Below are 19,403 nucleotides of genomic sequence, written 5' to 3' on the forward strand. Positions count from 1 at the left end.
TGCGCCTCGGCCGTACGGTCGGTGTCCGGTGGGGCGCCCTCGGCCGATCGGCCGATCCGGACGGGTGCGCGCTCACCTACCGTGATCGGCATGAAGCGCGCTTCGCCCCTCGGCTGTGCCCGGGGTCTCGCCGTCGGTGTCCTGCTCGCCGCCTGTGTCGTCGACGTCCTCTACGCGGGTTCCGACGGCACGAGCGTCCTGCCGACGGCGAGCCCCCTCTGGCCGACGCTGGTCGTGCTGCTGGTGGGCCTGGCCGCGGTGCTGTGGCCGAGGGAGCGGCGGCCCGAGTGGCTCACCCCGCAGGTGCGCACCGGCGTGCCCGCCGCGCTCTCGGCCCTGTTCTCGCTGGGCTCGCTGGTGACCATGAAGGCGAACGTCTTCGGCCCGGGCGAGGTCGTGATCCTGCTGTGCCTGCTGTTCGTCGCGGTACGGCACTGCCGGCCGCGCTGGGCCTGGGGATGCGGCGCCCTCGACGCGGGCGCGCTCCTGCTCCTGCCCGTGCGTGACCTCGGGCGGTCCGACACCGCCGCGCTGGGCCTGGTGGTGGCCGGCCTGGTCCTCATCGGCGTCGTCGCCGGGCCCGCCGTGTATCTGCGCACCCTGGACTACCGGCGTGGGCTCGCCGTCAGTGAGACCCGGCGCTCCGAGCGGGTCGCCATCGCCGCCGACCTGCACGACTTCGTCGCGCACCATGTCACCGGGATCCTCGTGCAGACGCAGGTGGCCCGGATGATGGCGCGCACCCGGCCGCAGGAGCTCGACCCGGTGCTGGCCGGCATCGAACGCGCCGCCACGGAAGCCCTCGCCTCGATGCGGCGGACGGTCGGCGTGCTGCGCGACGCCGGGGACGAGGCGGCCGACCGCCGACCGGTGGGCGACCTGGCGGGCATCGCCGAGTTGACCGACGGTTTCGCGAGCCCCGTCCAGCGGGTCACCCTGCGCCGCGATCCGGCGGTGTCCGACGCGCTGCCCCACGAGGTGCAGGCCGCGGCCTTCCGGGTCGTGCAGGAGGCGCTGACCAACGTCCGCCGCCACGCGGCCGACGCCACGCACATCGAGGTCCGGCTGCGGGACGACGCCGGGCGCCTGGAGGTGTCGGTCGCGGACGACGGCCGTGGCGGCACCCGGCTCCCGGCGGCCGCCCACGGCGGCGGCTTCGGACTCGTGGGCCTCAAGGAGCGGGTCACCGCGGTCGGCGGCGAACTGTGCGCCGGGCCCCGGGACGGCGCGGGCTGGGAGGTGCGGGCGGTGTTCCCGGCGGGGCGATCCTGACGCCCCCGATTTCCGGTACCGATACCTTTCGGGCTCCCTTCGCTGTTCAATGAGAGCGAACGGTGCCGTCTCCCGGCGCCCGAGAGGAGCCGCCCCATGTCACCCGCCGCGGTCCCGCCCGTCGGCGCACGCATCCGGCAGGCGCGCCTCGCACACGGGACGAGCCTGCGGGCGCTCGCGCGTGAGATCGGCGTGTCGGCGAGCCTCGTCTCGCAGATCGAGAACGGCAAGAGCCAGCCCTCGGTCAGCACGCTCTACGCCATCACGACCGCCCTCGGCATCTCGATCGAGTCGCTCTTCGACGCGGGCGAGGGCACTGCGGCGACCGCGGTGAAGGCACCCGCGACGGCCCTCACCGCAGGGCCCGGCACCGCCCCGAACCCCGCCCCCGGCACTGTCCTGCACGCCCTCGCCTCCTTCGCCGCCGACCCCGGCCGCCGCATCGGGCCGGTGGTCACGCCGGACGAGCGGGAGGTGCTGGAGCTGGACTCCGGCGTGGTGTGGGAGCGGCTCGGCCACGTCCCCGGCACGCACGTCGACTTCCTCCAGGTGACCTACCGGCCCGGCGGCGCCTCCTCCAGCTCCGGCGGCCTCATGCGCCACGCCGGCACCGAGTACGGCTGTCTGACCTCGGGCGAACTGATCCTCACCCTCGGCTTCGACGAGTACACGCTGCGCCCGGGGGACGCCGTCTGCTTCGAGTCGACGACCCCGCACCGCTACCGCAACGATGGAGACGTACCGGCCGTCGGTACCTGGTTCGTGTCCACCGAGATGTTCAGTGACACTTGACACCCGTCCCGGACAGTCGTTCACTCCGAAGTGGGGGTGGTCGCCATGGCGATCCGCACATTCGGACCCAATGCCGTCGACTGGGAAGAGCGCGTCGACCTGGACCGGCTGCGCAGGCAGCGGCTGGCCCGCCTCGACGAGACCCTGACCCGCTCCGAGCTCGGCGCGGTGCTCAGCTTCGACTTCGCCAACATCCGCTACATGACCGCCACGCACATCGGCACCTGGGCGATGGACAAGCTGATCCGCTTCGCCCTGCTGGTCCGCGGCGGCGAGCCGATCGTCTGGGACTTCGGTTCCGCCGCCCGCCATCACCAGCTGTACAACCCCTGGCTCGACTACAGCGACGGCAAGGGCGGCCCGCCCACCGGCGCCCGCGCCGGCATCTCCACCCTGCGCGGCGCCTTCCACCCGGACGCGGGCATCGCCGAGGACGTCGCCGCGAAGATCGCCGCCGAGCTGCGCGAGCACGGCCTGGCCGGCGAGCCGCTCGGCATCGACGTCGCCGAGATGCCGATTCTCACCGCGCTGCGCGCCGAGGGCATCGACGTCGTCGACGGCCAGCAGGTCTTCCTGGAGGCCCGCCGCATCAAGACCCCGGACGAGATCTCCCTGCTCACCCAGGCCTGCGCGATGGTCGACGCGGCGTACGAGGAGCTGTACGGCTATCTGCGCCCCGGGGTGCGCGAGAACGAGTGCGTCGGTGTGGTCAGCAAGGTCCTTTACGACCTCGGCAGCGAGTACGTGGAGGGCGTCAACGCGATCTCCGGCGAACGCTGTTCACCGCACCCGCACGTCTACAGCGACCGCCTGATCCGGCCCGGCGACCCCGCCTTCTTCGACATCCTGCACAGCCATCTCGGCTACCGCACCTGCTACTACCGCACTTTCGCGGTCGGCAGCGCCTCCGGTGCCCAGCGCGACGCGTACGTCCGCTGCCGTGAGTACATGGACCGGGCCATCGCCCTAGTCCGGCCCGGCGCGACGACCGCGGACATCGTCGAGGTCTGGCCGCGCGCCGAGGAGTTCGGCTTCGCCGACGAGACCGCCGCGTTCGCGTTGCAGTACGGCCATGGCGTGGGCCTGTCGATCTGGGAGAAGCCGATCTTCAGCCGGCTGGTCTCCCTCGACCACCCCGAGGTCCTCGAAGAGGGCATGGTCTTCGCCCTGGAGACCTACTGGCCCGCCGCCGACGGCTGGTCCGCCGCCCGGATCGAGGAGGAGGTCGTCGTCACGGCGGATGGCTGCGAGGTCATCACCAAGTTCCCGGCTGAGGAACTGCTGGTCGCGGGCCGCAAGTACTGGACCGTGGGCGGCGCGCTCGACACCCGCCGCGAGTCGCAGTCCCACCTCAACACCTCCCACGGCGACGGGAGTCGCTGATGGAACCGGCCGGACTCCTCGCCGCCTACGAGCAGATGACCGTCATCCGCCGTACGGAGAAGGCCGCCCACGACCTGTTCCTCCAGGGCCTGGTGAAGGGCACCACCCACCTCGCCGCCGGACACGAGGCCGTCGCCGTCGGGGCGAGCGCCGCCCTGCGGCCCGACGACTACGTCTTCGCCACCTACCGCGGCCACCACCACGCGATGGCGCGGGGCGCCACGCCGGAGGAGTGCCTGGCCGAACTCATGAGCCGGGCAACGGGGTTGTGCGGGGCCAAGGGCGGCTCCATGCACCTCACCAAGGCGTCCACCGGCATGCTCGGCTCCTACGCCATCGTCGGCGCCCACCTCCCGATGGCGGCCGGCGCGGCGTGGTCGGCCCGGCTGCGCGGCACCGACCAGATCGCCGTCGCCTTCTTCGGGGACGGCGCCACCAACATCGGCGCCTTCCACGAGGCGCTCAACCTGGCCGCCGTATGGAAGCTGCCCGTGCTGTTCGTCTGCGAGAACAACCTGTACATGGAGTACACGCCGATCGCGGACGTCACCGCCGTGCCCCGGCCCGCCGCCGACCGGGCGCCGGCCTACGGCATCGAGGGCGAGGTCGTGGACGGCAACGACGTCGTCGCCGTCCAGGAGGCGGTGGCCCGCCTCGCGGCGCGGGCCCGGGCAGGAGACGGGCCCGCGCTGCTGGAGGCACAGACCTACCGGCACTTCGGGCACAGCCGCGCCGACCCGGCGACCTATCGTCCGGCCGAGGAGGTCGAACGCTGGCTGAAGCACGACCCGCTGGACCTGGCGCGGGGGCGGCTCGTCGAGATGGGGGTGTCCGAGGCCGTCCTCGGTGAGGCGGACGAGCGCGCGACGACCGTCGTACGGCAGGCCGTCGAGGCCGCGATGGCCGCCCCGCCGCCCGATCCGGACCAGGCGCTGACCGATGTGTGGGCGGACGGAGGTGCGGCGTGGCGGACGTGATCAGCTACCGGGAGGCGGTCGCCGAGGGCATCGCGCGGGAGATGCGGCGCGATCCGTCCGTCGTGTGCCTGGGCGAGGACATCGGCGAGGCGGGCGGGGTGTTCAAGACGACCGCCGGGCTGTTCAAGGAGTTCGGGCCCGAGCGGGTCTGGGACACGCCGATCTCCGAACAGGCCATCGTGGGAGCCGCCATGGGCGCCGCGATGACCGGGATGCGGCCCGTCGCCGAGATCATGTTCTCCGACTTCCTGGCCTGTTGCTGGGACTACCTCGCCAACGAGATCCCGAAGGTGCGGTACATGACGGGCGGTCAGGTCATCGTCCCGCTCGTGGTGCGCACCGCCAACGGCGGCGGGCTCGGCTTCGGCGCCCAGCACTCCCAGGCCACCGAGAACTGGGCTCTCACCGTGCCCGGCCTGAAGATCGCCGCACCGGCCACCCCCGCCGACGTGATCGGCATGATGGCGGCGGCCGTGCGCAGCGACGACCCGGTCGTCTTCTTCGAGCACAAGGGGCTCCTCGCGTCCAAGGGCGCGCCCCCGCCGGGGGACCATGTGGTCGAGCTGGGCCGCGCAGCCGTCGTCCGGGAGGGCGCCGACGTCACCCTCGTCGCGCTCGCCTCGATGGTGCCGGTCGCCCTGAGGGCAGCCGAGCTGCTGTCCGGTGAGGGCGTCGAGGCCGAGGTCGTCGACCTGCGCTGCCTGGTGCCGCTGGACGTCACCACCGTACTGACCTCGCTCGGGCGGACCTCGCGGCTCGTCACCGTCGAGGAGAACCCGTACCAGGGCGGCTGGGGGGCGACGCTCGTCTCCGTCGTCGCCGACGAGGGGTTCACCCTGCTGGACGCGCCGGTCAGGCGGGTGACGGGGGAGTGCGTCCCGCTGCCGTTCGCCGACGCGCTGGAGGAACGGGTGATCCCCACCGTCGACAAGGTCGTGGCGGCCGTACGCGGCCTCGCCGCCTACTGAACACCCCATGGGAGGAAGGGCGATGACCAATCGAACAGTCCTGCGTGGCGGTCATGTGCTGTCGATGGACCCCGACATCGGGGACCTGCCCCAGGGGGACGTCCTGATCGAGGACGGCAGGATCGCGGCGGTGCGGCCCGACATCAGTGCCGACGCCGAAGTGCTCGACATGACCGGCCGGATCGTGATCCCCGGCTTCGTGGACACCCACCGGCACACCTGGGAGGCGTCCATCCGCAACGTCGCCCCCGACGCCACCCTGGACGACTACTTCGTCGACATCCTCGACACCTTCGCCCCGCTGTACACACCCGAGGACGTGTACGCGGCCAACCTCGCCGGCGCGCTGGAGTGTCTGAACGCCGGCATCACGACGCTCGTGGACTGGTCGCACATCAACAACTCCCCCGAGCATCCGGACGCGGCGATCCGGGGCCTCGCGGAGAGCGGCATCCGCGCCCAGTACGCGTACGGCAGCGCCAACACCTCCCTCGCCGACTACTGGTTCGAGAGCAAGATCGCGATCCCGGGCGACGACGTCCGGCGGATCCGCGGGAAGTACTTCGCCTCCGACGACGGCCTGCTCACCATGGCGCTGGCCACCCGCGGCCCCGGCTTCTGCCTCAACGACGTCGTCACCGCCGAGTGGGCGCTCGCCCGCGAACTGGACATCCCCATCACCGTGCATGTGGCCATGGGCCGCCTCGCCGGGCGCTTCGGCATGGTCAAGCAGCTGAACGACCTGGGGCTTCTGGGCGCCGACACCACCTACATCCACTGCTGCTACCTCAGCGAGGAGGAGTGGCGGATGGTCGCCGACAGCGGCGGTACGGTCTCGATCGCGCCGCAGGTCGAGCTCCAGATGGGGCACGGCTGGCCGCCCGTGATGACGGCCGTCGAGTACGGACTGCGCCCTTCCCTGAGCACCGACGTCGTCACCACCGTGCCCGGCGACATGTTCACCCAGATGCGTGCCGCCTTCGGCGCCGAGCGCGCCCGCGTCAACGCCGACTGCTGGAAGGCCAACATGCCGGTGCCGGACACCATGTTGACGGCACGTCAGATGCTGGAGTTCGCCACGCTCAACGGCGCCCACGTCGCCGGCGTCGAGGACCGCACCGGCTCGCTCACCCCCGGCAAGCGCGCCGACGTCGTCGCCGTCGACGCCACCGCGCTGAACGTCGCCCCCGTGCACGACGCGGCTGCCGCGGTCACCCTGTCGGCCGACGTCTCCAACGTCGACACCGTCATCGTCGACGGCGTGATCCACAAGCGCGACGGCAGGCTCGTCGCCGACGTCGACCGCGCCCGCCGGCTGGTCCAGGAGTCCCGCGACCGGCTCCTGGCCGCGAAGGAGGCGAAGAGCGCCGCATGACCCGACACCTGGTGCGCCTCGCCGCCGACGTCCCCGAGCCGCCGTACGACGAACTCGGGCACCGGCGGCGGGAGTTGGTGGGCGAGGCGGACGGCAGCGTGCACACCGGCTTCGGGCTGTGCGAGCTGCGGCCCGACGGCCGGGTCGCCGCCCATGTGCACTCGTACGAGGAGAGCTTCCACGTCCTCGACGGTGCCGTGATCCTCGATGTGCCCGAGGGCGCGTACCTCCTGGAAGAGGGCGACTACGGCCTCCTCCCGGCCGGCGTCGCGCACGCCTGGCGCGGTGCCGGGGACACGGGCGGCCACTGGGCCGACATGCTCGCGCCGGTGCCGCGGGCCCGCTACGGCCATGACACCCAGGCCGTCCCCGCGCTGCCGGAACGCGACCCCGTCCGCATCGACGTGCGCGACCCGCGGACCCGGTCCTTCGGGCACTTCGAACCGGGGCAGATGGACCCCGGCAAGCAGTCGCAGGACCTGCTCGCGGTGTCGGCGAGCATGCGGACCGCGCTGCTCGTGTACAGCGGCATCACCGTGAAGACGATGGTCGACAGCGACCTCGGCGCGGTCGCCTCGACCATGTTCATGGTGCAGTACGCCCCCGACGGCGTCGCGGGCAGCCACGACCACCCCTTCGAGGAGACGTACCTGATCGTCGAGGGCCTGGTCGACGCCACCTTCGACGGCGAGCGGTACCGGCTCGGGCCGGGGGACGTCGCGTGGGCGGGCGCCGGCTGTGTGCACGGGTTCTCCAACGCGGGTCAGGGGCCGGTGCGCTGGCTGGAGACACAGGCGCCGCAGCCGCCGCCGCGACACTCGTACCGGTTCACTCGGGACTGGGAGTATCTGAGGGAGGCACTGGACCGATGAGCAGTGTCCTTGTCGTGGGCGGCACGTCCGGGATCGGCCGCGAGTTCGCCCGTCTGTGCGCGCGGCGGGGCGACGAGGTGGTTGTCACCGGCCGGGACGCCCATCGCGCCGACACGGTGGCCAAGGAGATCGGGGCCGGTCGGGGCCTCGCCCTCGATCTCTCCCGGCCGACCGGGATCGCCGCCGCGCTCGCCGGGGTCGGACGCGTGGACCATCTGGTGATCGCGGGCGTCTCACGGGACGAGAACCGGGTCGCCGACTACGACATCGAGGCAGCCCTGCGTCTCGTCACGCTCAAACTCGTCGGCTACACCGAGGTCGTGCACGCCCTCGGCCCACGGCTGCACGACGACAGCGCCGTCGTGCTGTTCGGCGGCCAGGCCAAGGAACGGCCCTACCCGGGGGCCACGACCGTGGCGACCGTCAACGCGGGCGTGCGGGGTCTGGTGAACACCCTCGCCGTCGAGCTGGCGCCCGTCCGCGTCAACGCCGTGCATCCCGGCGTCGTCGGGGACAGCCCCCACTGGGCCGGCAAACCCGAGGAGGTGCTGGCGGGGCTGCGTGCCAGGACGCCCGGTGGCCGGCTCGCCACGATGGCGGACGTGGTGGACGCGGTGGACTTCCTGCTGCGCAACCGATCGGTCAACGCGGTCGAACTCGCCGTGGACGGAGGGTGGTTGCTGGGCTGAGCGGAACGGATGGGGGCTGTGGCTCGCTCATGGCTTGAGGGGGTCGTGGCCGATCGTCATCAACTGGTGGCGTCGGCGGGTCTGTTCGGGCTCGGGTTCGTTCTCGAGGTCCGCCTCCTCGGTCACGGTGTCCACGACGTCGTACATCACCTGGATGTCGGCGTCCGTGAGGTCCGTGCGTCGTTTCTGGAGGATCGAGAGGACGTGCTGCCCGGTCGGCGGGCCGGCCCGGTCCGGCAGCGGCTCGCTGTCCTCCTGGGCGTCGCTGACCCGCAGCCAGCCGGCCAGCTCCTGCGAGGTCATGTTCACCACGCGGTGGAAGTCCTCCCACAGCGCGTCGAGTTCGAGGGCGTCGGTCACGGTGTGCCCCTTGTCTTCGGGTGCGGGTGGTCGTGCGGTACGGCGGCTCGGGTCATTCGTCGCGCGGCCAGTTCTCGGCGTCGAACATCCACCGCTGCTTCTCCAGCTCGCTGGTGATGCCGATGAGCAGATCCTGGGTCACCGGGTCCGGCTCGGCGGTGGCGGTGATGCGTTCGCGCAGCCGCTCGATGGCCGCCCCCAGGGTGTCCACGACCAGCTGGACGACCTCCGTGTCGCGGATCCAGCCCTCCTTCGGGCCGGGCAGCGTGTAGGCCGCGGCGATCGTCTCCGGGCGGCCGTCGGGCGGCACGCCGAGCGCCGAGGAGCGTTCGGCGACGGTGTCGGCGTACGAGCGGGCGGTGGAGACCACCTCGTCGAGCTGGAGATGGATCGACCGGAAGCGCGGGCCCACGATGTTCCAGTGCGCCTGCTTCCCGATCAGCGAGAGTCCGAGAAGGTCGACGAGCGTGCCCTGAAGTGCGTCACCGGCGACCCTGCGGGCCGGCTCGGGAAGCGTGCTGTTCACCCCAGTCATCCGGGCTCCTCCTTCTGGCTTGGTCCAGGCCGGACGGAGCGATGCGGTGCGGAAGCGGTGTCCGGTCACTCGGTCACCGGCGTCAGTGCCGTGTCCGGCCGCTGCGGCGCGTGACCACTTCCGTCACTGCGACCACTCCATGGCGGCGCGGGTGCCCAGGCCCGGACCGATGCAAACGCGACGTGTCTCAGCGAGCGAGCACACCGTCCAGGAAGCGGATCAGGTCCGCGAAGACCTCCGCCTTGTTCGTCTCGTGAAACACCTCGTGCCGGGCCCCGGCGTAGACGCGCTCGGTCACGTCCTCCCCGCGCAGCTCCTCGATCCCGACGCGGCTGCCGGCGAGCGGGACGAGCCGGTCGTCGTCGCCGTGCAGCCACAGCAGCGGCAGCCCTCCGACCGAGCCGCTCCTGGACACGGTGTCCAGCATCCGGGCGAACGCCTCAACCGTCGGCCGCTTCATGGGCCCGTGCCAGACCAGCGGATCCCCCGCGTACGCCGCGCCCACCGCGGGATCGCGGGACAGCGCGGCCGGGCTGATGGGCGTGTCGGGGATCTCGTCGCTGGCGAGCAGCCGGCGCGGCAGCTCCCAGTCGCCGATCACCGGCCCGGACAGCACCAGGGCGGTCGGCTCGTCGCCGTACAGCTGCGCGTACCGTGCCGCGACGAGTCCGCCCATCGAGTGCCCGATCAGGACGACGGGTACGTCCGGATGCGCGGTGCGGGCCAGCGCGGCGACGGCACGCAGATCGGCGACCACGTCCTCGAAGTCCTCGATCAGCACGCGCTCGCCCGCCGACCGCCCGTGACCGACGTGATCCGGCCCGAACACCGCGGCTCCCCGCCCGACCAGCACGTCCGCCACCTCGGCGTATCGGCCCACGTGCTCGCCGTAGCCGTGGACCACGAGCGCGACGAACCCGGGCCGGGGATTCGGCCATTCGGTCACGACGATCGATCCCCGTTGTCCGTCGAGGGCATGCTCGCGGATGTCGGCCATGGCTCCTCCGGCTGCGACCGGCAGTGGTCGGCTGCCCGATCGGCTGTGTTCGGCTGCGTCGGTGAAGGTCACCGAGGGGATCTTCCCAGGGTGCGCCAGGTCGGTCTATAGTCCAAAACTAGCGGTGCTAATTAACAGGGTGCCGTCCAAACTGCCCGGTCAGGAGTCCTGTCGTGCGTCCCGTCCACTTCGCGGCCGCCCGCCGCACCCCCATCGGCAAACTGCGCGGAGCACTGTCGTCCGTCCGGCCCGACGACCTGGCCGCCGCCGTGATCAGGGGCCTCGTCGCCGACGTCCCCGCCCTCGACCCGGCGCGCGTCGACGACGTCTACTGGGGAGCCGCCAACCAGGCCGGCGAGGACAACCGCAACGTCGCCCGCATGGCCGCGTTGCTCGCCGGCCTCCCGGAGTCCGTGCCGGGCGCCACGGTCAACCGCCTGTGCGCCTCCGGCCTGGAGGCGGTGACGACCGCCGCCCGCACCATCGCGGCGGGCGAGGCCGACATCGTGCTCGCCGGCGGCTCCGAGTCCATGAGCCGCGCCCCCTTCGTCCTGCCCCGCCCCGACGAGGCGCTGCCGCACCGCATCGAGACATACGACACCCGGCTCGGCTGGCGGCTGGTCAACCCGGCGATGAAGGAACTCCACGGCCTGCTGGCGATGGGCGAGACGGCCGAGGAGGTCGCCGGGCGCTACGGCGTCTCGCGCGAACGCCAGGACGAGTTCGCGCTGCGCAGCCACCAACGAGCGGCCGACGCCCGCAAGAACGGCCACTTCGACGACGAACTCCTGCCGGTGACCCGCCCGGACGGCGTCCTCGTCGACAGCGACGAATGCATCCGCGAGGACACCTCGTACGAGAAGCTGTCCCGGCTGAAGCCGGTATTCCGCGAGGGCGGCACCGTCACCGCGGGCAACGCCTCGCCGATGAACGACGGCGCCGCCGGACTGCTCCTGGTCAGCGAGGAGGCCCTGAACGAACTGGGCCTGGAGTCCCTCGGCCGCTATGTCGCCGGCGCCTCCGCAGGCGTGCACCCCGACGTCATGGGCATCGGCCCGGTCCCCGCCACCCGCAAGGCCCTGGCCCGCGCCGACTGGACGGTCGCCGACGTGCAGGAGGCCGAGTTCAACGAGGCGTTCGCCGCCCAGGCACTCGCCTGCGTCGACCAGCTCGGGATCGACCCCGAACTGGTCAACCCCAGCGGCGGCGCCATCGCGCTGGGTCACCCGCTGGGCTGCTCGGGCGCACGGATCCTCACCACGCTGCTGCACCGGATGCGGCGGACGGGCGCCGAGCGCGGGCTGGCGACGATGTGTGTAGGTGTCGGGCAGGGAAGTGCGGTGCTGGTGGAGAGGCATTAGCCATCTCCCGACTGGCGAGACGGTCCTTACCAGTACCTGTTGTCTGCACATACCATCGGTCTCCGCATGGACACGATGACGCTTTGGCACATAACAGGCTGGGAGTTCGCCGCGCTCGCCTTCGCGGCCCTGCTCGTCGGCTTCTCCAAGACCGCCGTGAGCGGGGCCAACACGGTCAGCCTCGCGGTCTTCGCCGCCGTACTGCCCGCCCGCGCCTCCACCGGCATCCTGCTGCCGATCCTGATCGCGGGCGATGTGCTCGCCGTACTCACCTACCGGCGGCACGCCCACTGGCCCACCCTGTGGCGGCTGTTCCCCGCGGTCGCCGCCGGCGTGGTCCTCGGCACGGTGTTCCTGGTGTGGGCCGACGACGAGATCGTCCGTACGTCGATCGGCGCGATCCTGCTGCTGATGGCGGGCGTCACGGTGTGGCGCCGCCGCACGGCCGAGAAGGAGGCCGAGCCCGACTCGGTCGCGACCCGGGCCGGCCGGGTCAAGGCCCGTTCGTACGGCGTCCTCGGCGGCTTCACCACGATGGTCGCCAACGCGGGCGGCCCCGTGATGTCGATGTATCTGCTGTCGGCGGGCTTCCGCAAGCTCGGCTTCCTGGGGACGTCGGCCTTCTTCTTCCTGATCGTCAACGTCTCCAAGGTGCCCTTCAGTGCCGGGCTCGGGCTCATCGACGGGTCCTCGCTGCTGCTCGACGCCGCGCTGGTGATCTTCGTCGTACCGGGCGCGGTGCTCGGCAAATGGGCCGTGGACCGCATCAACCAGCGGCTGTTCGAGCAGCTCGTGATCGCGGCGACCGTTGTGGGCGGCCTACAGCTGCTGCTGCGCTGAGCCCCGCAGATCCCTCAGCAGGGCGGGCAGATCGGCGAACGAGTCGATCACATGGTCCGGCGTACCGCTCGCGTCCCGATGCGTCTGCGGCAGATACTTCCCGGTCCGCACCAGCACACCCGTGACACCGGCCCGCTGCGCCGCCAGCACGTCGGACTCGATGTCGTCCCCCACCATCACCGCCTCGTCGGCGCCGACCCCGACATGCGCGAGCGCCGCCTCGAAGAACGCGGGCGACGGCTTGCCGGTGATCTCGGCCTCGACCCGCGCGGCCTTCTCCAGACCGGCCAGGAACGCGCCGGTGTCCAGCCGCAGTCCCTGGTCCGTACGCCAGTACAGGTTCCGGTGCATGGCCACCAGGCGCGCCCCGCGCTGGAGATGCCCGAAGGCCCGGTCGAGCGCCGCGTACCCGAACTCGGGCCCGGCACCGCCGACGACCACGACGTCGGGCGGCTCACCGTCGCCCCGGTCCTCGTCGACGAGGGTGACCCCGGCGAGGTCCTCCGCGATGTCGCCGCTGTTCAGGAGCACACACCGGGCACGCGGGTAGTGCTCGGCGAGATGGGCGGCGGTGACGGCGGGCGCCGTCAGGATGTCGCCGGCGGACACCGGGAACCCGGCGTCCGCCAATGTGCGTGCGATCGACGCCCGGGTCCGCGAGGTCGTGTTGGTGACCAGCGCGACGGCGAGCCCCGCCTCGCGGATCTCCCGCAACGCCTCGACCGTCCGGGGCAGCGGCTGCCACGAGACGGTGAGGACTCCGTCGATGTCGATGAGGACGGCCCGTACGGATCCCATACCGGGACGATAGCCGCCCGAACCCGCCCGGACCGGCCCGGTCGCCTTCACCGGGCCGGTCCCGTCAGCTCTGCTCAGGGAGCGATACCGACGCCCGCGATGCCGCTCCAGGCCCGCTCCTGACGGGACGTCATGGCCGGCCAGTCCAGCCCGCCCGGTCGCGGCTCGACCCGCGAGGCGTACGGCGCCGGGCGGAAGTCGGGGTCGTACAGGCAGCCCGTGCCGTACCTCTCGTCGAAGGCGCCGCACGCCGCCGCGACCGACTTCTGCGTCGGCTTCTTCCCCTTGCGCACCCAGGTGTCGAGGGCCGCGACGGACGTGGCGTACTCGGCGTCGCTCAGCTCACTGTGCTCGTGCTCCCGCGTGAACGTCTGCACCAGGTGCCCGTCGCGCCCGGCGCCCCGGAGTGTGGCCCGGTAGGCCGCCTCGTGCTCGATGAACGCCGTCGGGTCGTCGATGGCGTGCAGTGTCAGCACCGGGATCGAGACCTTGCCGGTGAGATCGCTGTCGTAGGACAGGTCCCGTACGGCAGTGGGGTCGGGGGCGAAGCGTTCGACACCGGCGTTGAGCGCCGCGTCGTCATGCGACCCGGAGTAGCGGACGCCCACGTTCCCGAAGGGATTCCGGTCCCCGAGGCGCTCGTGCACGATGTCCCGGAACGTGAAGGTCGCGAACCGCAGATGCGACTCCAGCGTGCGCTCGGGGATCCGCGTGACCGCGAGGATGTCGTCGAGGTTGCGCTGCTGGAGCGCGGTCCGCTCCGCCGCCGGCGACGAGAGGCCGGTGCACTCATCGAGGCGGGCACGCAGCCCGGCGGACGTCATGGTCGAGCCGGCGCGCAGGCCCTGCCACAGCGGGTACTGCGGCTCGCTCGGGCGGGGGTGGTTGGCGCAGTAGTACTGGTAGACGACGCGCAGGTCGACGCGGTAGTCGTAGCCGCGCGAGCCGCCGCCCAGGACGCCGTTGGTGAGCAGCGCCCCGTCGTACGCCCCTGGCTTCTTCGCGTAGGTCTCCACGACCTTCGCGGCGACGTTCCCACCCCACGACTGGCCGTGCACATACGTCCGCCGGGGCTTGCCGAACTCCTCGACGAACAGCCGGCGGACGCTCTCCGTGTCGGCGGCGGCCATCCGCGTGCCGTAGCCGCCCCGGCGGTAGGACGAGCCGACCCAGGCGTAGCCCTCCTTCACCATCACCGACCAGCGGCCCAGGTCGTCGATGCTGCGCGTGGGGTCGGACTCGGCGCCGAGGTCGGGGCCGCCGTGGGCGTGTACGACGAGGGACTTGTTCCAGTTGTCGGGTATGGCGACCGCGTAGTAGGCGCCGTTCGCGTCACGCCCGGTGTAGCAGTCGGCCTTGCCCACGAGATCCGCCGGGCACTCGGCGAGTGCCGGTTCCTCCGCCGTCTCGCCCCGGGCGTTCGAGGCGCCGACGAGGACGCCGACGGCGAGCGCACCTGCCAGCACCGCGGCCAGCGTGGTGCGCCGTCGCGCGGGCGATGGGACAGACCTGCGGATCACTGAGTTCGTTCTCGTCCAGTCCAAGACGCTGCTCCTCGTCCTAGTCGGCGCGTCGCCGAGCCGTGCGCCGCGATGCTAGGGAGCGGGCGGGCCGAGGGGCCACGGTCTGGCCGTTGTGTTCATAGTGTTCGCCGGGTCGAACAGGAACGGGGGCGGCCACGAGCCCCCACGGGCACCGGAATTGACGGATCCGGGCGCAGCGGGCGCCCGAACGGGCGCGGGACAGGGGCGGCGTGAACTCCGGTGCGCCCGCACCTCGGGTCGTTCGGCGATGAGCTCGCCGAGCAGCGCCGCCCCCCGACCTCCGTCGCCCACCCCTCCTCGTACGCTCACCCCATGTCCCCCCGCCACATCCTGATCCTCGGTGGCACCACCGAGGCCCGTGAACTCGCAGCCGTGCTCGCGGCGCGGCCCGATCTCCGCGTCACCACCTCGCTCGCGGGGCGGGTGTCACGGCCGGGCGCGGTCGAAGGGGACGTGCGGATCGGGGGCTTCGGCGGCGCGGAAGGGCTGGCCGACTGGCTCCGCGCCGAGCACGTCGACCACCTCGTCGACGCCACGCACCCCTTCGCCGAGTCGATCACGGCCAACGCGGTCCGCGCCGCGCGGTCGGCGGCCGTCCCGGCACTGGTCCTGCGCCGCCCGGGCTGGCAGCCCGGCCCGGGCGACCGCTGGCACGACGTCACCTCCCTCGACGAGGCCGCCGCGCTGCTGCCCAGCCTCGGCCGACGCGTGTTCCTCACCACCGGCCGCCTCGGCCTCGCGGCCTTCGCCCACCTTTCCGACCTGTACTTCGTCGCACGCTCCGTCGAACCGCCCGAGCCCCCCATGCCCCCGCACACCGAGGTGCTCCTGGCCCGCGGCCCCTTCACCCCGTCCGACGAATCGGCCCTGCTGCGCGACCACCGCATCGACGTCCTGGTGACCAAGGACAGCGGCGGAACGGCCACCTCCGCCAAACTCACCGCCGCCCGCGGCCTCGCCCTCCCGGTCGTGGTCGTACGTCGCCCTCCGTTGCCGGAAGGCGTGGACGCGGTGCCGGACGTGGCGGGGGTGCTGCAGCGACTCGGCCTGACGCCCTGAGGAGGTGGGCCTTCAGCGGGGCTCGCTCAGCGCCCGCTCCTGCACCCGTCCCGTCAGGCCCTCGGTGAGGTCCTCGACCAGGAGGCGTTTGGCGATGGTGTGGACGGCGGCGCGCAGGTCCGTGCCGGGTGGGCGGCCGATGTCCTCGTGGACCCGTTCCTCCAGCCAGGACGCCCAGGCCGTGCCGATGGCGCGGGCCTCCCGGGCGCCCGCCGGGGTGTGGGACAGGAGGGATCCGTCGCGGGTGAGGTAGCCCTCGTCGACCATCCGGTCGAAGACGGGGAGCAGTACCTCCGGAGGGAGGTGGCGGCGGGCCGCGATCAGTCCGAGGCCGGCGTGGCCGACGAGGGTGTTCAGGATCTCCACCTGCATCACCGCCCAGGCGCCGGCCACGTCGAGGCGGGTTTCGGACGCGCTGACGATCCGGCGTGCGGCATCGGGGCCGGTGCCCCCGATGATCTTCCCGACGGTCGCCTCCAGTACCCGTTGGGCATTGGGGTCGTGCGGGGAGGCGAACCCGTCACCCAGGTCGGTGGAGGCCATGCGGGCGCTGTCGCGCAGCGGGACCTGCTTGAGGAACAGCGCGATCACGAAGCCGAGGGCCGCGACCGGCACCGTCCACAGGAACACGGTCTGGAGCGTGTCGGCGTACGCCTCGACGATCGGCGCGGCGACCGGCGACGGCAGCCCGTTCAGGCCCTCGGGGCTGGTCGCGGCCCGGCCGATGGCCGCCGGATCGAGCCCGGAGCCCACCCCCGCGGCGGTCTCGACCCCGTCGGCGAGGTTCGGCGTGAGCGTGTTGGTGTAGATCGTGCCGAAGACGGCCGTGCCGAACGAGCTGCCCAGCGTACGGAAGAAGGTCACGCCGGAGGTCGCGGTGCCGAGGTCGGCGTAGTCGACGGTGTTCTGCACGGCGATCGTCAGCACCTGCATGCACAGCCCGATGCCGGTGCCGAGGACGAACATGTACAGCGACTCCAGCCATGCACCGGTCGACGGCCCCATCATGGACATCAGGAACAGCCCGACGCCCATCACCAGGGAGCCGACGATCGGGAAGATCCGGTACTTCCCGGTCTTGCTGACCACGTTGCCGCTGAAGACGGAGGCGATGAGCAGCCCGATCACCATCGGCAGGGTCCGCACACCGGACACCGTGGCCGAGTCCCCGTCGACGTACTGGAGATACGTCGGCAGATACGTCAGCGCGCCGAGCATCGCGAACCCGACGATGAAGCTGAGAGCGGAACAGACCGAGAAGACCGGGTCGGTGAACAGCCGCATCGGCAGCATCGGTTCCGCCGCCCGCGTCTCCGCCCAGCAGAACAGCCCGAGCGCGACCGCGCCCCCGACGAACAGCCCGATGATGACGCCGGAGCCCCACGCGTACTCGTTGCCGCCCCAGCTCGTCGCCAGGATCAGGGCGCTCGCGCCGACCGCGACCAGCCCGATGCCCAGATAGTCGATCACCGGCCGGGCGGCCGACTTGACCACCGGGATCGTGCGGGCCGCCGCGAAGACGACGACGATCGCGATCGGGACGTTGACGTAGAACGCCCAGCGCCAGGTCAGATGGTCCGTGAACAGCCCGCCCAGCAGCGGCCCGATCACCGTCGCCACTCCGAACACCGCGCCGATCGCGCCCTGGTACTTGCCGCGCTCGCGCAGCGGGATGACGTCCGCGATCAGCGCCATCGCCGTCACCATCAGCCCGCCGGCCCCGATGCCCTGCATCGCCCGCCACAGGATCAGCATCGTCATGTTCGAGGCCAGCCCGCACAGGAACGAGCCCGTGATGAACACGATCGCGGAGATCTGGAAGACCAGCTTCCGCCCGAACTGGTCGCCGAACTTGCCGACCAGGACGGTCGCCACGGTCTCCGCGAGCAGATACGCCGTCACGACCCAGGACATGTGCTCGGCGCCGCCCAGGTCCGACACGATCGTCGGCAGCGCCGTACCCACGATCGTCTGGTCGAGGGCCGCCAGCAGCATCCCCAGCATGATCGTCACGAAGACGACGTTCCGGCGACGCTTGTCCAGCACGGGTGGCTGGGAGGCGGCGGTCGGGGCGGATTCCTCGGCGAGCGTCACGGGGCCACGATCACAGCGCGGAACCCGTGCCGCATGCGGGGACGGGCCACTCGGGTGGCGTAAGGAACCCTCCGCCTACTGCTCCTTCCGCTCCTCCGCATCCCGGCGGCGCAGCAGATACGTGTCCATGATCCAGCCCTTGCGCTCCCGCGCCTCCGCCCGCAACCGCTCGATCCGGGGCGCGGCCTCGGCGATCGGACCCGAGGCGAGGATCTCGTCCGGCGTGCCGATGTAGGCACCCCAGTAGATCTCGATGTCCTGGTCGGCGTACCGCCGGAAGGTCTGGTGGGCGTCGAGCATCACGACCACGTCGTCCACGTCCTCGGGGAAGCCCTCGGCCAGCCGCCGCCCCGTGGTGATCTGCACCGGCCGCGCGACCCGGTTCAGCCCCGTCCGATGCCGGGCGACGAGCGCCGAGACGCTGCTGATGCCGGGCACGACGTCGTACTCGAACTCCACCGCGCCCTTGTCCAGCACCTCCTGAAGGATCCCGAGCGTGCTGTCGTACAGGGCGGGATCACCCCACACCAGGAACGCGCCGGTCTCGTCCTCGCCCAGCTCCTCGGCGATCAGCCGCTCGTAGATCCCGGCGCGGGCGCTGCGCCAGTCCCCGACGGCGGGGGAGTAGGCCGAGCCCCCGGCCGAGCGGTCCCGCTCGGGGTCGCGGGCCTGGACGACCCGGTACGTCCCCTCGGGTATGTGCGCGTCCAGCATGTCCCGGCGCAGCTGCGTGAGGTCCGACTTCACCTCGCCCTTGTCGAGGATGAAGAACACATCCGTACCGCGCAGCGCCCTGACCGCCTGGAGCGTCAGCTGCTCGGGGTCACCCGCCCCGATCCCGATGACATGAATCATTCGCACGCCTCAGAGTCTGCCGCACGCCACCGACAGCGCCGTCACCGAGTCCACGCAGGCCGCGCCGTGCCCGGCGCCGAACCCGCCTACGCCCGCCCGCGCAACCGAGGCGCCCGCTCCCGGGCGTCCACCTGCCCGCCGGCCTCCACGTCCCCCGCCAGCTCCCGCGCCCAAGCGGCCAGCCCCGCGAGATCCATCCCGTACGGCCGCGACTCACCGCTCCCGGCCGCCCACTCCTCCACGGCCCCGGCCCCGCGCCGCAGCAGCCTCGCGCCTCCCGTCACGTTCCCCCGCGCCGAGTGCGTGAGCCCGACGGCCAGCTGTGCCAGCCCGCGCCACAGGGCCCGCTCCTCCTGAGGCCCCGTCTTCCACGCGTCCTCGAACACCTCGTGCGCATGGAACGGCTTCCCCGCGTCCAGCAGTTCCTGCGCCTCCGCGACCGACGCCCGCGGAGTGCGTACGACACCCTCCGGCTGGCGGGCGACGCCGTCCGCGCCGTACGGCAGGGGCCGTCCCAGACCGTCCCGGGGCCGCGCGTTACGCGCCCGCCCCTCGCTGTCCCGGTCCCGTGCCGCCGCCTGTCGTCCTGACGATGTGCTGCCCATACCCCCGATTGTCCATCGCCCCGTCCC

The 19,403-nt window shown here is 72.1% G+C and carries 19 protein-coding genes; 11 read left to right on the forward strand and 8 right to left on the reverse strand.

What is annotated here, in order from left to right:
• Nucleotides 1-90: 90 nt before the first annotated feature.
• The 8 genes from PGH47_RS36850 to PGH47_RS36885 all read left to right on the forward strand — a co-directional run bounded on the left by PGH47_RS36850 (nt 91) and on the right by PGH47_RS36885 (nt 8,328).
• Complete coding sequence (locus PGH47_RS36850; protein ID WP_271667030.1) at nt 91-1,272, forward strand: sensor histidine kinase; 1,182 nt, start codon at nt 91-93, stop codon at nt 1,270-1,272.
• Nucleotides 1,273-1,368: 96 nt separating this feature from the next.
• Entirely contained in the window at nt 1,369-2,064 is a 696-nt protein-coding gene (locus tag PGH47_RS36855) for a helix-turn-helix domain-containing protein (RefSeq protein WP_271667031.1), read from the forward strand.
• A gap of 45 nt (nt 2,065-2,109) precedes the next feature.
• The gene (locus PGH47_RS36860; protein ID WP_271667032.1) at nt 2,110-3,447 is read left to right on the forward strand and encodes a M24 family metallopeptidase; all 1,338 of its coding nucleotides are present in this window, start codon (nt 2,110-2,112) and stop codon (nt 3,445-3,447) included.
• Nucleotides 3,447-4,424 (forward strand): thiamine pyrophosphate-dependent dehydrogenase E1 component subunit alpha, encoded by a 978-nt coding sequence (locus tag PGH47_RS36865; protein WP_271667033.1) that lies wholly within the window; start codon nt 3,447-3,449, stop codon nt 4,422-4,424. The genes PGH47_RS36860 and PGH47_RS36865 overlap by 1 nt, the downstream gene beginning before the upstream one ends.
• A complete protein-coding gene (locus tag PGH47_RS36870; RefSeq protein WP_271667034.1) occupies nt 4,412-5,392 on the forward strand; it encodes an alpha-ketoacid dehydrogenase subunit beta in 981 nt (326 codons plus the stop codon). Before PGH47_RS36865 ends, PGH47_RS36870 begins: the two co-directional genes overlap by 13 nt.
• Before the next feature lie 22 nt (nt 5,393-5,414).
• Nucleotides 5,415-6,767, forward strand: a complete 1,353-nt coding sequence (locus PGH47_RS36875) for an amidohydrolase family protein (RefSeq protein ID WP_271667035.1) — start codon at nt 5,415-5,417, stop codon at nt 6,765-6,767.
• A complete protein-coding gene (locus PGH47_RS36880) occupies nt 6,764-7,639 on the forward strand; it encodes a cupin domain-containing protein (protein ID WP_271667036.1) in 876 nt (291 codons plus the stop codon). The genes PGH47_RS36875 and PGH47_RS36880 overlap by 4 nt, the downstream gene beginning before the upstream one ends.
• Nucleotides 7,636-8,328, forward strand: a complete 693-nt coding sequence (locus PGH47_RS36885; protein ID WP_271667037.1) for an SDR family NAD(P)-dependent oxidoreductase — start codon at nt 7,636-7,638, stop codon at nt 8,326-8,328. The genes PGH47_RS36880 and PGH47_RS36885 overlap by 4 nt, the downstream gene beginning before the upstream one ends.
• A gap of 27 nt (nt 8,329-8,355) precedes the next feature.
• Here the strand turns inward: PGH47_RS36885 and PGH47_RS36890 are convergent, their stop codons facing one another.
• The 3 genes from PGH47_RS36890 to PGH47_RS36900 all read right to left on the reverse strand — a co-directional run bounded on the left by PGH47_RS36890 (nt 8,356) and on the right by PGH47_RS36900 (nt 10,220).
• Nucleotides 8,356-8,688, reverse strand: a complete 333-nt coding sequence (locus tag PGH47_RS36890; RefSeq protein WP_107908311.1) for a DUF3140 domain-containing protein — start codon at nt 8,686-8,688, stop codon at nt 8,356-8,358.
• A gap of 52 nt (nt 8,689-8,740) precedes the next feature.
• Nucleotides 8,741-9,223, reverse strand: coding sequence for a Dps family protein (locus PGH47_RS36895; RefSeq protein ID WP_271667038.1), 483 nt, complete (start codon nt 9,221-9,223; stop codon nt 8,741-8,743).
• A gap of 187 nt (nt 9,224-9,410) precedes the next feature.
• On the reverse strand, nt 9,411-10,220 hold the full coding sequence (locus PGH47_RS36900; RefSeq protein ID WP_271667039.1) for an alpha/beta hydrolase: 810 nt from the start codon (nt 10,218-10,220) through the stop codon (nt 9,411-9,413).
• A 173-nt stretch (nt 10,221-10,393) separates the two neighbouring features.
• Between PGH47_RS36900 and PGH47_RS36905 the strand changes: the two genes are divergently transcribed.
• Both PGH47_RS36905 and PGH47_RS36910 read left to right on the forward strand, forming a co-directional pair.
• Nucleotides 10,394-11,581, forward strand: coding sequence for a thiolase family protein (locus PGH47_RS36905; RefSeq protein ID WP_271667040.1), 1,188 nt, complete (start codon nt 10,394-10,396; stop codon nt 11,579-11,581).
• A 66-nt stretch (nt 11,582-11,647) separates the two neighbouring features.
• The gene (locus tag PGH47_RS36910) at nt 11,648-12,421 is read left to right on the forward strand and encodes a sulfite exporter TauE/SafE family protein (protein WP_269643902.1); all 774 of its coding nucleotides are present in this window, start codon (nt 11,648-11,650) and stop codon (nt 12,419-12,421) included.
• Here PGH47_RS36910 and PGH47_RS36915 read toward each other — a convergent pair.
• Nucleotides 12,401-13,219, reverse strand: a complete 819-nt coding sequence (locus tag PGH47_RS36915; protein ID WP_271667041.1) for an HAD-IIA family hydrolase — start codon at nt 13,217-13,219, stop codon at nt 12,401-12,403. The two genes, PGH47_RS36910 and PGH47_RS36915, sit on opposite strands and share 21 nt — an antisense overlap.
• A gap of 74 nt (nt 13,220-13,293) precedes the next feature.
• Nucleotides 13,294-14,739: a DUF6351 family protein gene (locus PGH47_RS36920; protein WP_376052270.1), complete on the reverse strand. Its 1,446-nt coding sequence runs from the start codon at nt 14,737-14,739 to the stop codon at nt 13,294-13,296.
• A 336-nt stretch (nt 14,740-15,075) separates the two neighbouring features.
• Between PGH47_RS36920 and PGH47_RS36925 the strand changes: the two genes are divergently transcribed.
• Nucleotides 15,076-15,822 carry a cobalt-precorrin-6A reductase gene (locus tag PGH47_RS36925; RefSeq protein ID WP_271667042.1) on the forward strand — a complete coding sequence of 249 codons (747 nt, stop codon included), beginning with the start codon at nt 15,076-15,078 and terminating at the stop codon, nt 15,820-15,822.
• 12 nt (nt 15,823-15,834) lie between these two features.
• On the opposite strand, the gene PGH47_RS36930 is transcribed toward PGH47_RS36925, so the two are convergent.
• The 3 genes from PGH47_RS36930 to PGH47_RS36940 form a co-directional block, all read right to left on the reverse strand.
• Nucleotides 15,835-17,916, reverse strand: coding sequence for an MDR family MFS transporter (locus PGH47_RS36930; protein ID WP_271667043.1), 2,082 nt, complete (start codon nt 17,914-17,916; stop codon nt 15,835-15,837).
• Nucleotides 17,917-17,991: 75 nt separating this feature from the next.
• Nucleotides 17,992-18,777, reverse strand: a complete 786-nt coding sequence (cobF, locus tag PGH47_RS36935) for a precorrin-6A synthase (deacetylating) (protein ID WP_271667044.1) — start codon at nt 18,775-18,777, stop codon at nt 17,992-17,994.
• Nucleotides 18,778-18,857: 80 nt separating this feature from the next.
• Nucleotides 18,858-19,376: a DUF309 domain-containing protein gene (locus tag PGH47_RS36940; protein WP_271667045.1), complete on the reverse strand. Its 519-nt coding sequence runs from the start codon at nt 19,374-19,376 to the stop codon at nt 18,858-18,860.
• Between the last annotated feature and the right edge of the window lie 27 nt (nt 19,377-19,403).

Origin of the sequence: Streptomyces sp. HUAS 31, assembly GCF_028198125.1 — a bacterium.
In the GTDB taxonomy this organism is placed as follows: domain Bacteria; phylum Actinomycetota; class Actinomycetes; order Streptomycetales; family Streptomycetaceae; genus Streptomyces; species Streptomyces chartreusis.